This window comes from Microbacterium sp., assembly GCF_031178445.1.
Classification (GTDB): Bacteria; Actinomycetota; Actinomycetes; order Actinomycetales; family Microbacteriaceae; genus Microbacterium.
Window position 1 is genome coordinate 153,207 of sequence record NZ_JAPSIY010000004.1, and the last position, 12,887, is coordinate 166,093.

A 12,887-nucleotide genomic window follows, 5' to 3' on the forward strand; every position below is an offset into this window, starting at 1 on the left:
GGACTGATCGAAACCGCTCCAAGGGGCGCGGATGCTGCGGCATCCGCGCCCCTTCGTCGTCTCAGGGGATGGCACGCGACCCGTGGTGCGGCGGGCGACACGGCGTCGGACGCGCGCCCCCGGGGTTCCGGCACCGTGGGGGAGGCGGCCGGCCGGCCGGCCTCGTAGCGTCGGGGGCACACCGACCGCGAGGAGCGCGATGTCCGCCGCCAGCCAGATGCTCGACACGCTGCGGGCCTGGGGCGTGCCGCACGTGTTCTGCTGCCCGGGTACGAGCGAGATCCCGCTGCTCGATGCCCTGGCGGAACCCGAGTACAGCGATCGCGACCCCCGGTTCGTGCTCACCACGCACGAGGCGATCTCGGTTTCGAGGGCCGACGGCTACGCCCGCGCATCCGGTGGCATCGGCGTCGCCTATCTGCACACCAACGTCGGCCTGGCGAACGGGCTGGCGCACCTCTATGCCGCGCAGGTCGCCCGCAGCAGCGTCGCGGTGATCGTGGGTGTGAAGGGCACGGCCACGCTGCCGCACCGTGCTCTGACCACCTCCCCGCGCCTGCTCGACACGGCGGCGCCGTACGTCGGGCACGCGTGGCTCAACCTGCGCGCCGACGCGCTCGTCGACGACGTCGACCGCGCCCTGTGGCGCAGCACCGTGGTGCCCGAGCAGCCCTCGATCCTCGCCGTCCCGCAGGATCACCTCGCCGCCGCGGACGCGACCGGGACCAGTGCCGGACGGAGGATGCCGGCGCGCCAGCGCCCCTCCGCGGAATCCGTTGTATGCGCCGTCGAAACGATCCGCGCCAGCCGCAGGCCGGTCATCGTCGCAGGCTCCGACGTGGCGCGCAGGCGGGCGACCGCCGCTCTCGAGAGCATCGCCGAGCGGATCGGGGCGCCGCTGTACGCGGAGTCCCGCCGTGACCTGGAGAGGTGGCCGCTGCGCACCTCGCACCCGCACCACTGCGGTCTCTTTGATCCGCGCACTCCGGCGGTCGCGGAGAGCGACCTCGTGATCCTCGCCGGTATGCCGACGCCGCTGGAGTTCTCGGCAGAGGTCGCGATCCTGCCGCACGGCGTGCCGGTGCTGCACATCACCGAAGACGCGGCCGAGGCCGGACGGCGCTACGCGCCGGCCGCGGCACTGGTGGGCGACACGGCCGCCGCACTGGCAGACCTCGCCGCCACCCTCGACGCCGCGACGCGGGACGTCGTCGACTCCGCCCCGCAGCGCGAGCATCTCGCGCAGGCCCGAGCCGAGCACGAGTCCCGGCTCGCGGGGTGGCGGCGTGATGTCCCGGCGGATGCCGAGGGCGGGGCCTTCGACGCCGCCGTCGCCATGCGCGTGCTCGCCGATTCCCTCGGCACCGAGGGAGTGCTCGTGCTCGACGGCGTGACCTCGACATTGCCGCTGCTGCGATTCCTCGAACGTGACGACGACGACTCGCTGTTCGCCACTGCGAGCGGATCGCTCGGCTGGGGGATGGGCGCGGCGGCCGGCGTGGCGCTGGCCAGGGCAGAGCGCACCATCGCGGTCGTCGGCGACGGCGTGCTGCAGTTCGGCGTGCCCGCGCTGTGGACCGCCGCGCGCCACTGCATCCCCGTGACCTATCTCGTGGTGAACAACGGGCGCTATCAGGCCGTCATCTCGGGGCTGATGAAGAGCGGCGGCGCCGCCAGTCGCACCGGGGAGTACCCGCTCACCGACATCAGCGGTCTCGACATCGGCGGGCTCGCCCGCTCCTTCGGCATCCCGTCGGAGACGGTGACCGGGGCCGCCGGACTGCGGGCGGCCGTCGCAGCTGAGCTCGGCCGCACCGCGCAGGACGGGCCCCGGCTCATCGAGGTGCGCGTCAGCGACGCGCTCTGGCAGTAGCGGCGCAGAGGCCGACCGCGACACCGCGTCGGATGCGGCTCTCCGATTTCGCTACGCGGCGCGGAAGCCGGCCCGCTCAGGCAGCGGCTAGCATCGCAAGGGCTTCGGATCACGCGACGGCCGAACAGGCGACAGGCAGGAGGGCGCGATGGCGCGCTGGGACAGGGAGGCGGTGGACGGCCGCATCCACTCCGACGGCTGGCGCGAGCCCGGCGGCGGCAACCAGCCCGTTCGCTCGCCCGGCGATGGCGGACTCGTCGGCACCGTCGGCATCGCCGACGAGCAGGACGTCGAGCGCGCCGGCGCCCGTGCCGTCGAGGCACAGCCCGCCTGGGCCGCCGCGTCGTACCGCGAGCGCGCGGGCGTGCTCACCAGGGCCGCGCAGGCGCTGCGCGACATCCGCGAAGACGCCGAGCACGTGCTGATCCGCGAGAGCGGCTCGCTGCCGGCCAAGGCCAGGCACGAGATCGACAAGGCGATCGACGAGCTCGTCGAGGCGGCGAGCCTCGTCACCGTGTCGCAGGGTGACGTGCTGCCCGTCGACGACCCGACGACGCTCGGCATCGCCCGCCGCATCCCGGTCGGCGTGGTCGGCGTGATCTCGCCGTGGAATGCCCCGCTCATGCTCGCCATCCGCTCGGTCGCCCCGGCCATCGCCCTGGGCAACGCCGTGCTGGTCAAGCCCGACGTGAAGACCGCCTTCTCGGGCGGCGCGCTCATCGCCGAGATCTTCAGCCGCGCAGGGCTCCCCGACGGCATCCTGCACATCCTGCCCGGCGGACCCGAGACGGGCGAGGCCGTGGTGCGCTCGCCGCACACCGGCGTCATCTCCTTCACCGGCTCCTCGGCCGCGGGCAGGCGCGTCGGCGAGGTCGCCGGCGGGATGCTCAAGCGGGTGGTGCTCGAGCTCGGCGGCAACAACGCCTTCATCGTCATGCCCGACGCCGACCTCGACCACGCCGTGGCCTGCGGCGTCGGCGGATCGTTCCGCCACCAGGGCCAGATCTGCATGGCCACCGGCCGCCACCTCGTGCACGAGAGCGTCGCCGACGAGTACGTCGAACGGCTCGCCGCCGCGGCGGACGGGATGCGACTCGGCGACCCGCTCGCCGAGGGCACCACGCTCGGCCCGCTGATCACAGTCGGCCAGGCCGAGCGGGTGCAGGGCATCGTCGACACGGCTCTCGCCGACGGCGCCCGCCTGGTGCGTGGCGGATCGCACGACGGCGTCTTCTACCAGCCCACCGTGCTCGATGCCGTCGCCCCCGACAACGCCGCGTTCCGCAGCGAGATCTTCGGACCCGTCGCGCCGGTTACCCGCTTCTCGACCGACGACGAGGCCCTCGCCCTCGCGAATGCCAGCGACTACGGCCTGACCGCCGCCATCCACAGCCGCGACGTCGCCAAGGCGCTCGGCTTCGCGTCGCGGTTGCGCGCCGGCATGGTCGCGCTCAACGGGCAGACCATCTACGACGCCGCGCACATCCCGATGGGTGGCATCGGCGCCTCGGGCAACGGCGGACGCCACGGCGGCCACTGGAACCTGGACGAGTTCACCTACTGGCAGTGGGTGACCGTCCCGACGATCACAGGCTGAGACCCGGCCTGCGCCAGGGAGGAGGGCGGGTCGGCCTGAGGGGGATGGCCCGCTCTCCTTCGTCGTGCCCGCGCGGATGCCGCGATGCGACATCGTGTCGGAACGAGCCGCGGAGTTTCGCATCTTCCTCACGTATCGGCGCCGGATCGGCGCTTCCTAGCCTGGGATTCCCGCATCCGAGGAGGAGTCCGTGCCCGCATCCGTGAAGAGCCCCCGCGCCCCGCTGCCGCCCATCGACGAAGACGTCTGGAACGACACGCAGGTCCTGATCATGGGCGGAGGGCCCGTCGGCCTGTCGTGCGCGATGCTGCTCGCACAGCAGGGCATCGAGGTGCTGCTCGTCGAGCGTCGCGACTTCGTGTTCCGCTTCCCGCGCGCCCATCTGCTCAACCCTCGCACCATGGAGGCGTTCAGCGACATGGGCGTCGCCGACGACATCTACGCGGCCACCCCCACGCACGACCGCTGGCGCAAGGCCGTCTGGTACACCACTGCCACCGGGCCCGGCCGCTTCGACGGCATGAAGATCGGAGAGGTGCCCGCGTGGGGCGGGGGAGAGGATGCCGAGCGCTACCGCTCCTCCAGCCCGCGGGCGTTCGCCAACATGCCGCAGCTGCGCCTCGACCCCCTGCTGTACCGGCACGCGCTCGACGCTGCGCCCGGCCGCATCCGCAAGCGCCAGGAGGTCATCGGCATCGACCAGGACGCCGACTCCGCCGTCGTCACGATCCGCGATCGCGACAGCGGCGAGACCCGCCGCATCCGCGCCGACTATGTGATCGCTGCCGATGGCGGGCGCGACAGCGCCGAGATGCTCGGCGTCGGGCTGGAGGGCCCGCGCGACATGCGCGAGGTGGTCAACTACCACGTCAGCATGGACCTCTCTGCGTGGTCGGAGCCGGACGCCCTGCTCGGCCACTTCCTGCACCCCGCCGGCGGCGCGCGCCGGCGCGGCACGATCCAGGCGCTCGGCCCCACGCACTACAACCGGGACTCCGAGGAATGGCTGGTGTCGGTCGCGGCGTGGATGGTCGAGGGCGACACCGACGACGAGGCGGCCCTGTTCGCCTCCATCCGGCGGATGCTGGGACTCGCCGACGATCACGAGATCACCATGCACTCGATGACCCGGTGGAGCTATCACGGCCTGGTCGCCGACCGGTTCCGGGTCGGCCGGGTGTTCCTCGCCGGCGACGCCGCGCATAAGCATCCACCCACCGGCGGGCTCGGGCTCAACAGCGGCATCCAGGATGCGCAGAACCTGTGCTGGAAGATCGGGGCCGTGATCGCCGGTCAGGCGCCCGACGCTCTGCTCGACAGCTATCAGGCCGAGCGCCGCCCGATCGTCGCCTGGTACACGGCGCACTCGCTCGAGAACGCCAACCGGCATCCTCCGATCGCCGCGGCGCTGGGGTTCGGCGACGACGAGCAGGAGGGCTTCCGCAACCTCGAGGTGTTCGTCAGCGACACCCAGGATGGCGAGGCGATGCGCGCACAGGTCGCGGCCGAGGTGGCGCACAACGCGCACGACTACAGCCAGCTCGGCGTGGAGGCCGGGTACCACTACGACGACGGTGCGCTCGTGCCCGATGGCACCCCCGTGCCGGGCGACCCGTCCGACCCGGTCGCCTTTCACCCGACCTCCCGCCCCGGCCACCACTTGCCGCACGTGTGGCTGTCGACCGAGGGCGAGCACGTCTCCTCGCACGATCTGATCGCACCCGCTGGACTGACGCTGCTCACCTCCGCGTCGGCGGCGCCCGCCTGGCGCGAGGCAGTCCAGGCCGCAGGCGGCGGCATGCCCGTCGTCGTCGTAGCGATCGCCGACGATGACGTCGCCTGGCGCGACGCCAGGCAGACCGGCGACGACGGCGCGCTGCTGGTGCGCCCCGATCGCAAGGTGGCGTGGCGTGCCGCATCCCTCCCGGCCGATCCGGCGGCGGCGCTGGCCGACGCGCTCGCCGTGATCGTGCGCGGCGGCGACCGCCTCGACCACGACCCCGCCGAGCCGTACCTGCGCCGCATCCGGGCCGCGGCCAACGTGCTGGTGCAGTGATGACGGGATGCTCGCGCCGGTCGCACCGCCTGTTCGTACACGGTGTCGGATCGGTTGGCGCAAGTTTCCCGCAGCGCACCGATCCTCTCGGAACGGCGCTCTCGTAGCGTCGAACCAGCGCCGCTTCCCGACCTCTGCAGCCTCAAGGAGAAACCGTGATCATCGACGTCCACGGCCACATGTCCGCCCCCGACGCGTACTACGCGTGGAAGGCCTCGCTGCTCTCCCATCGGGGTGCGCACGGCGGCAAGCCTCCCGTGATCAGCGACGACGCCCTGATCGAGTCGTACAACGCGCCGCACCCGAGTTTCGGAAACGTCTCGCACATGGCGCACATCGACGGCGCCGGCATCGACCTGCAGATGATCTCGCCGCGTCCGTTCCAGATGATGCACAGCGAGCGGCCCGCCAAGCTCGTGCAGTGGTTCACCGAGGAGACCAACAACCTCATCCACCGCGCGACCGAGCTGTTCCCCGGGCGCTTCAAGGGCGTGGCCGGGATGCCGCAGAGCCCCGACCTGTCGCCGGCCGAATGGACGAACGAGCTGCGCCGCACGGTCGCCGAGCTCGGCTTCGTCGGCGCGATGCTGAACACCGACCCGCATGAGGGCACCGAGACGCCGCCCGCGCTCGGCGAGCGCTACTGGTATCCGGTGTACGAGACGCTGTGCGAGCTCGACGTGCCGGTGATGATCCACTCCGCCGGCTGCAAGCCCCCGGCCCGCGAGCCGTACAGCCTGCACTTCATCCAGGAGGAGACGGTCGCGGTGTGGAGCCTGGTCAACTCGCAGGTGCTGAAGGACTTCCCCGACCTGAAGGTCATCGTCTCGCACGGCGGCGGCGCGATCCCCTACCAGGTCGGGCGCTTCCTGCCCTCGGTGGTGCGCACCGGCGTCTCGTACCTCGACAAGCTCCGCAGCCTGTGGTTCGACTCCTGCCTGTACACGCAGGACAGCCTGGAGCTGCTGATGAAGGTCGTCGGCACCGACCGGGTGCTGTTCGGCTCCGAGAAGCCGGGGACAGGGTCGCAGATCGACCCCGAGACAGGCCGCTGGTTCGACGACATCCACCTGCTCATCGACGACATCGAGTGGCTCGACTCCGACCGTCGCGCCGACGTGCTCGAGAACAACGCCCGCAGCCTGTTCCGGCTCTGAGCAACGCACTTCGAGAAGGGAATCCACCATGACCGAGATCGTCGCCGGATTCGGCACCTCGCACGGGCCGCAGCTGAAGGCCGCCCCGCCGGAGGCATGGGAGACGCGTGGCGTCGCGGATCGCCGTAGCAAGGGCCTGAAGTTCCGCGGGGGCACCTACACCTACGACGAACTGCGCGAGCTGCGCGAGGACTTCTCGCACGAGATCACGCACGACGTCATGCAGCGCCGCTGGGACAGCTGCCAGGCGTCGATGGACAAGCTGTCGCGCTTCATCGCCGAGCAGGATGTCGACGTGCTCGTGATCGTGTCGAGCGATCACAAGGAGACCTACGGCGACGAGTGGCTCGCGCCGTTCTCGGTGTTCTGGGGCGACGAGGTGGCGCACGTGCCGTTCACCCAGGCGCAGCTCGACGAGATGGCGCCCGGCCTCGCCGAGGCCGCCATGGGCGACGTGCCCGACCACACCATCGTCCGCCCGACGCACCGTGAACTGGGCAAGCACATCATCCAGTCCACCCAGGCCGACGACTTCGACACCGGCGCCACCGAGATCGTGCCGGCCGGTCGCTACGAGAACCACTCGATCCCGCACGGCTTCGGCTTCATCTACCAGCGGTTCATGGGCGAGGAGTCCACGGTGCCGATGGTGCCGATCTTCATCAACACCTTCTGGGAGCCGAACCCGCCCAGCGCCAAGCGCTGCTACGACTTCGGCCGCGCCGTCGGCCGCGCCATCAGGTCGTTCCCCGGCGACCTGCGCGTCGGCGTCGTCGCCTCCGGCGGCCTCAGCCACTTCGTGATCGACGAGAAGCTCGACAGCGAGTTCATCGAGGCGATGCGGAAACACGACGCCGAGTACCTGTCGTCGGTGCCGGCATCCGAGATGATGTCGGGCGCCTCCGAACTGCGCAACTGGATCGCCGTCGCCGGCATCGCCGACGAGGTCGGCCTGCAGGTCACCGGCGTCGACTACGAGCCGTGCTACCGCACCGAGGCGGGCACCGGCAACGCGATGGGCTTCGTCATCTGGGAGCGCGCCTGAGATGACCTCGCCATCCGAGATCGTCGCGGCGCTGGGGATGCTCGACAGCTGCGCCGTGTCGGACGCCCTCGACACCCTGGGGCTGCCCGGTGCGGTGACCGTGCTGCGGCCGATGTGGCCGGCCGGCCGCACGGTCGCCGGCCGGGTGCGCACCGTCACCGCGGCGCCGAAGGCGGCGGCCGGGCCGGCGACGCACATCGCGACGCCGCTGGTCGCGATCGCCGAGCCCGACGACGTCGTCGTGATCGACAACCACGGCCGCATCGACGTCTCGTGCTGGGGCGGCCTGCTCGCCGAGGCCGCCGTGCAGCGCGGCATCGCCGGCGTGATCGTCGACGGCGCCTGCCGCGACGTGCAGGAGAGCGAGGCGCTCGCCCTGCCGGTCTTCGCACGCCAGGCCGTGCCGGTCAGCGCCCGCGGGCGCATCGTGCAGCAGGCCATGGACGAGCGGATCCAGGTCGCCGGCGTCTCGGTGGCGTCGCACGACTACGTGATCGCCGACGTCAACGGCGTCGTGTTCGTCGCAGCCGATCAGGCCGAACGCGTGATCGCCCTCGCGCAGCGCATCGCCGACCGTGAGGCGCGCATGGCCGAGGCCGTGCGCAGCGGCCGCGACGTCAGCGAGGTCATGCACGACTCGCAGTTCCCCACCGTCACCGCCGACCAGCACTAGCAGCCGGAGCAGACATGTCAGACACCCTCATCGAGCGCTTCGCCGCGCTCGGCACCGCCACCGTCTCGGACGCGCTCGACAAGCACAAGCGCCCCGGCAGCCTGCTCGGCCTCGCGCCGCTCGCCGACGGCCAGCACATGGCCGGTCGCGCGTTCACCGTGCGCTACGTCAGCGCGCAGGTGCCCGCCGGCACCGTCGGCGACTTCATCGACCAGGTCGAGCCGGGCCAGGTGGTCGTGCTCGACAACGACGGCCGCGTCGACTGCACGGTGTGGGGTGACATCCTCACCGCCGTCGCCCACCACCGCGGCATCGCGGGCACCGTCATCGAGGGCGTCTGCCGTGACACCCATCGCGCCCTGTCGATCGGCTACCCGATCTACAGCCGAGGCCGGTTCATGCGCACCGGCAAGGACCGGGTCGAGGTGGCCGAGGAGCAGGGGCCCGTCACGATCGGCGGCGTCACCGTGCGCCCCGGCGACATCCTTCTCGGCGACTCCGACGGGGTCGTGGCGATCCCGCAGGACATCGAGGAGCAGATCCTCGAGACCGCCGAGATGATCCACGCCCGGGAGGAGTCGATCCTCGCCGCCGCGCTCGGCGGCGCGTCCATCGCCGAGGCGCGGGCGCAGTTCGGGTACCACGACCTGCAGCGCGCGGGAGCGGAGGCATGACCGACCTCGATCGGGATGCCGAAGAGCTGCTGCGACTGGGCACAGCCACCCTCTACGAGGCATCCCGCAGCGACCTCTTCCTCGACCCGGCCTTCCGCCCGGCGTGGGGCGGCGCGCAGCTCGTCGGACGGGCGTTCCCGGTGTCGGCGCAGCTCGGCGACAACCTGGCGCTGCACCACGGCATCGAGTCGGCCGGCGCCGGCGACGTGCTCGTCGTGGACGCGGGCGCCGGGGCGTACGGCTACTGGGGCGAGGTGATGACAGTCGCCGCCCAGGCGCGCGGCATCCACGGTCTCGTGATCGACGGCGGCGTGCGCGACACCGCCCAGCTCGCCTCCCTTGGGTTCCCCGCCTTCAGCACCGCGATCTCGATCCGCGGCACGATCAAGCAGTGGCCGGGCGCTGTGGGTGCGCCGATCACCCTGCGCGGCCGGGTGGTGCGCCGCGGCGACGTGATCGTCGCCGATCGCGACGGCATCGTCGTCATCCCCGCCGAGCGCTACGACGAGGTGCTCGCCGCCTCGCGCGAGCGTGCGGTCAAGGAGGACGCCTTCATGGCGCGGCTGCGCGCGGGCGAGACGACCCTCGACGTGTACGACTTCCGCGGGCTCGGCGAGCCGATCCACGGCACCGACCGCTGAGACGGAGAGACATGAGCCAGAAGCCGGACGCGGACGTCCTCATCATCGGCGCAGGGCCCGTGGGCCTCGTCGCGGCCCTCGACCTCAGCGCGCGAGGCGTGTCGGTCATCGTGGTCGAGCAGCGCGAGTTCCTCGAGCCCCCGAACGTGAAATGCAACCACGTCGCCTCGCGCACCATGGAGAGCTTCCGCCGGCTCGGCATCGCCGCCGAGGTGCGCGAGGCCGGCCTTCCCGCCGACTACCCGCAGGATGTCGCCTTCCGCACGGCGCTCACCGGCGTCGAGCTGGCCCGTATCCCGATCCCGGCGAGCGGCGAGCGGTACACCTCGCGCGCCGGCCCCGACACCAGCTGGCGCACACCGGAGCCGCCGCACCGCATCAACCAGACCTTCCTCGAGCCGATCCTGGCGCGTCACGCCGCGCAGGCGCCCGGGGTGACGCTGCTCAACCGCACCCTGTTCCACACGCTGCGGCAGGATGCCGAGGGCGTCACCGTGGTCGTGTCCGACCTCGACGGCGAGAACGAGCGGGAGCTGCGCGGCCGCTACCTGATCGGCGCCGACGGTGGCCGCTCGAACGTGCGCAAGCAGATCGGCGCGAAGCTGAGCGGCGACCCCGTGCTGCAGCACGTGCAGTCCACGTGCATCCGCTCGGCCGAGCTCTACGACCGCATGACCGCTGCCGAGCCGCGGGCGTGGGGGTACTACACCTTCAACGCGCGCCGGCTCGGGCACGTCTACGCGATCGATGGCCGCGAGACCTTCCTGGTGCACACGTACCTCACGTCGGAGGAGGCCGAGCACGGCTCGGTCGACAGGGACGCCGCGATCCGCGCCATCCTCGGCGTCGACGACGACTTCGAGTACGAGGTCGTCTCGAAGGAGGACTGGATCGCGCGCCGGCTGCTCGCCGACCGCTTCCGCGACGGCCGCGTCTTCATCGCCGGAGACGCCAGCCACCTGTGGGTACCGTTCGCCGGCTTCGGCATGAACGCCGGCATCGCCGACGTGCTGAACCTCACCTGGCTGGTCGGCGCGCACCTGGGCGGCTGGGCCGAGGAGGGCATCCTCGATGCCTATGAGGCCGAGCGCAGGCCGATCACCGAACAGGTGTCGCACTTCGCCATGAACCACCAGCGGAAGCTGGCCAAGCCGGCCTTGCCGGTCGAGCTCGAGGATCCCACTCCGGAGGGCGAGGAGGCCAGGGCCGCGTTCGGCGCCGCCGTGCGCACGCTCAACGAACCGCAGTTCGCTGCCGCGGGCCTCAACTACGGCTACGTCTACGACGCCTCGCCGATCATCGCGTACGACGGGGAGCAGGCGCCCGGGTACTCGATGGGGGAGTACACCCCGTCGACGGTGCCCGGATGCCGCGCGCCGCACTTCCCGCTCGAGGACGGCTCCTCGCTGTACGACCGGCTCTCGGCGGGGTACACGCTGGTCGCCCGGCGGGGGACGGATGCGGCGGCGCTCGCCGCGGAGGCCGAGGCCCGCGGCATCCCGTTCCGGATCGTCGAGGTCGACGCCACCGCGCTGCCGCCCGAGTACCGGATGCCGCTCACCCTGGTCCGCCAGGACCAGCAGGTGGTGTGGCGCGGACAGGCCGTCGACGCCGACCGCGCTGCGGAGCTGTGGGAGCTGCTGCGCGGCGCACGGTCACGGCATCCGTCTGAGCGCGCATCGCACGATGGAAAGGGGCCGATCACCCGACGGTGACCGGCCCCTTTCCACGCCGTGCTCAGCGGCGGATGACCTTGGTCGCGGCCATGGCCTTGAGCCCCTCCACGCCGAACTCGAGGCCGTAGCCCGAGGCCTTGGTGCCGCCGAAGGGCACCTGCGGGTCGACGCCGCCGTGCTGATTGATCCACACCGTGCCCGCCTGCAGCCGCTCGGCGACCTGCGCTGCCGCATCCGCATCCGCACCCCACACCGACGCGCCCAGTCCCTGCTCGGTGCCGTTCGCGCGACGCACCGCGTCGTCGACGTCTGAGTAGCGGATCACCGGCAGCACCGGACCGAACTGCTCCTCGTCCACGACTGCGGCGCCGTCCTCCACATCGGCGATGATCGTCGGGCGGTAGAACAGCGGGCCGAGCTCGGCGGCGGGCTCGCCGCCCGTGACGATCCGGGCGCCGCGCTCGCGGGCGTCGTCGACGAGACGCGAGACGATGTCGAACTGCGACGGATTCTGCACCGGGCCGAGGCGGTTGCTCTTGTCGTGTCCCGAGCCCATCGGAGCGGATGCCGCGCGCTCGGCGAGGGCGGCCACCATCTCGTCGTAGACCGAATCGTGCACATACAGCCGCTTGAGCGCCGCGCACACCTGGCCTGTGTTCATGAACGCGCCCCAGAACAGCTTGTCCGCGACGGCGTCGACGTCGGTGCCAGGCAACACGATGCCCGCGTCGTTCCCGCCCAGCTCGAGCGTGAGGCGGGCGAGGTTGTTCGCCGAGCTCTCCACGATGCGCCGGCCGGTGGCGGTCGAGCCGGTGAAGACGATCTTCGCCACGCCGGGGTGCGAGGCCAGCGCCGCGCCCACCTCTCGGTCGCCCGAGACGGCGGTGACCACGCCCTCGGGCAGATGCCGATTGAAGATCTCGATGAGGGCCAGCACGCTCAGCGGCGTGTTCTCGGACGGCTTGATGACGAGCGTGTTGCCCATCCGCAGGGCGGGGGCGATGTGCCAGACGGCGATCATCACGGGGAAGTTCCACGGCCCGATCGAGGCGACGACGCCCAGCGGCACGTAATGCAGTTCGGCGCCGTCGCCGATGCGCTGCGGCTCGAGGACGATGTCGGCGGTATCGCGCAGCCAGTGCGCCGCGCCGTGCGCCTCGCCGGCGCCGGCGACCTTGCCCTGCTCGTGCGTGATGATCTGGCCGAGCTCCTCGGCCTGCGCGTCGATGTCGTCGGCGATCAGGCGCATCAGCCGTGATCGCTCGGCGTGCCCGAGGGCGGCCCAGGCGGGCTGCGCGGCGGACGCGGCCACGATCGCCGCATCGAGGTCGGCGACGGTCTGCACGGGCGCATGGCCGATGACCTCCCGCGTCGCGGCATCCAGGATCGGGCGACCGGTGCCGGCATCGGCGGACACGGCGGACAGGAGTGCGTTCATTGCGGGTCCTTTCCCGGCGGAGCGGACGGCGCCGTCGCCGCGCGAGCTATGAGATAC

10 protein-coding genes are annotated in these 12,887 nt (G+C 71.7%); 9 read left to right on the top strand and 1 reads right to left on the bottom strand.

From position 1 onward, the window contains the following. The first annotated feature begins 199 nt into the window (after positions 1-199). The 9 genes from RIN43_RS07410 to RIN43_RS07450 all read left to right on the top strand — a co-directional run bounded on the left by RIN43_RS07410 (position 200) and on the right by RIN43_RS07450 (position 11,431). Complete coding sequence (locus RIN43_RS07410) at positions 200-1,873, top strand: thiamine pyrophosphate-binding protein (RefSeq protein WP_309128262.1); 1,674 nt, start codon at positions 200-202, stop codon at positions 1,871-1,873. Positions 1,874-2,021: 148 nt separating this feature from the next. Continuing rightward, positions 2,022-3,470, top strand: coding sequence for an aldehyde dehydrogenase family protein (locus tag RIN43_RS07415; protein ID WP_309128263.1), 1,449 nt, complete (start codon positions 2,022-2,024; stop codon positions 3,468-3,470). A 190-nt stretch (positions 3,471-3,660) separates the two neighbouring features. Further along, a complete protein-coding gene (locus RIN43_RS07420; RefSeq protein ID WP_309128264.1) occupies positions 3,661-5,526 on the top strand; it encodes an FAD-dependent monooxygenase in 1,866 nt (621 codons plus the stop codon). 155 nt (positions 5,527-5,681) lie between these two features. Beyond that, a complete protein-coding gene (locus RIN43_RS07425; RefSeq protein ID WP_309128265.1) occupies positions 5,682-6,683 on the top strand; it encodes an amidohydrolase family protein in 1,002 nt (333 codons plus the stop codon). Between the two features lie 28 nt (positions 6,684-6,711). After that, entirely contained in the window at positions 6,712-7,728 is a 1,017-nt protein-coding gene (locus RIN43_RS07430; RefSeq protein ID WP_309128266.1) for a hypothetical protein, read from the top strand. 1 nt (position 7,729) lies between these two features. Beyond that, positions 7,730-8,401 (top strand): 4-carboxy-4-hydroxy-2-oxoadipate aldolase/oxaloacetate decarboxylase, encoded by a 672-nt coding sequence (locus tag RIN43_RS07435; RefSeq protein ID WP_309128267.1) that lies wholly within the window; start codon positions 7,730-7,732, stop codon positions 8,399-8,401. A gap of 14 nt (positions 8,402-8,415) precedes the next feature. Beyond that, positions 8,416-9,075 (top strand): RraA family protein, encoded by a 660-nt coding sequence (locus tag RIN43_RS07440; protein WP_309128268.1) that lies wholly within the window; start codon positions 8,416-8,418, stop codon positions 9,073-9,075. Further along, entirely contained in the window at positions 9,072-9,716 is a 645-nt protein-coding gene (locus RIN43_RS07445; protein WP_309128269.1) for a 4-carboxy-4-hydroxy-2-oxoadipate aldolase/oxaloacetate decarboxylase, read from the top strand. Before RIN43_RS07440 ends, RIN43_RS07445 begins: the two co-directional genes overlap by 4 nt. An 11-nt stretch (positions 9,717-9,727) precedes the next feature. Beyond that, positions 9,728-11,431 (top strand): FAD-dependent oxidoreductase, encoded by a 1,704-nt coding sequence (locus RIN43_RS07450; RefSeq protein ID WP_309128270.1) that lies wholly within the window; start codon positions 9,728-9,730, stop codon positions 11,429-11,431. 22 nt (positions 11,432-11,453) lie between these two features. Here RIN43_RS07450 and RIN43_RS07455 read toward each other — a convergent pair whose 3' ends face one another. Beyond that, positions 11,454-12,830: an aldehyde dehydrogenase family protein gene (locus RIN43_RS07455; RefSeq protein WP_309128271.1), complete on the bottom strand. Its 1,377-nt coding sequence runs from the start codon at positions 12,828-12,830 to the stop codon at positions 11,454-11,456. Positions 12,831-12,887 lie beyond the last annotated feature (57 nt).

What these genes read in the sequence shown, in the direction of transcription:
- RIN43_RS07445 (WP_309128269.1), top strand. Translation starts at nt 9,072, where the DNA reads ATGACCGACCTCGATCGGGATGCCGAAGAGCTGCTGCGACTGGGCACA.
- RIN43_RS07435 (WP_309128267.1), top strand. Translation starts at nt 7,730, where the DNA reads ATGACCTCGCCATCCGAGATCGTCGCGGCGCTGGGGATGCTCGACAGC.
- RIN43_RS07415 (WP_309128263.1), top strand. Translation starts at nt 2,022, where the DNA reads ATGGCGCGCTGGGACAGGGAGGCGGTGGACGGCCGCATCCACTCCGAC.
- RIN43_RS07455 (WP_309128271.1), bottom strand. Translation starts at nt 12,830, where the DNA reads ATGAACGCACTCCTGTCCGCCGTGTCCGCCGATGCCGGCACCGGTCGC.
- RIN43_RS07450 (WP_309128270.1), top strand. Translation starts at nt 9,728, where the DNA reads ATGAGCCAGAAGCCGGACGCGGACGTCCTCATCATCGGCGCAGGGCCC.
- RIN43_RS07410 (WP_309128262.1), top strand. Translation starts at nt 200, where the DNA reads ATGTCCGCCGCCAGCCAGATGCTCGACACGCTGCGGGCCTGGGGCGTG.
- RIN43_RS07440 (WP_309128268.1), top strand. Translation starts at nt 8,416, where the DNA reads ATGTCAGACACCCTCATCGAGCGCTTCGCCGCGCTCGGCACCGCCACC.
- RIN43_RS07430 (WP_309128266.1), top strand. Translation starts at nt 6,712, where the DNA reads ATGACCGAGATCGTCGCCGGATTCGGCACCTCGCACGGGCCGCAGCTG.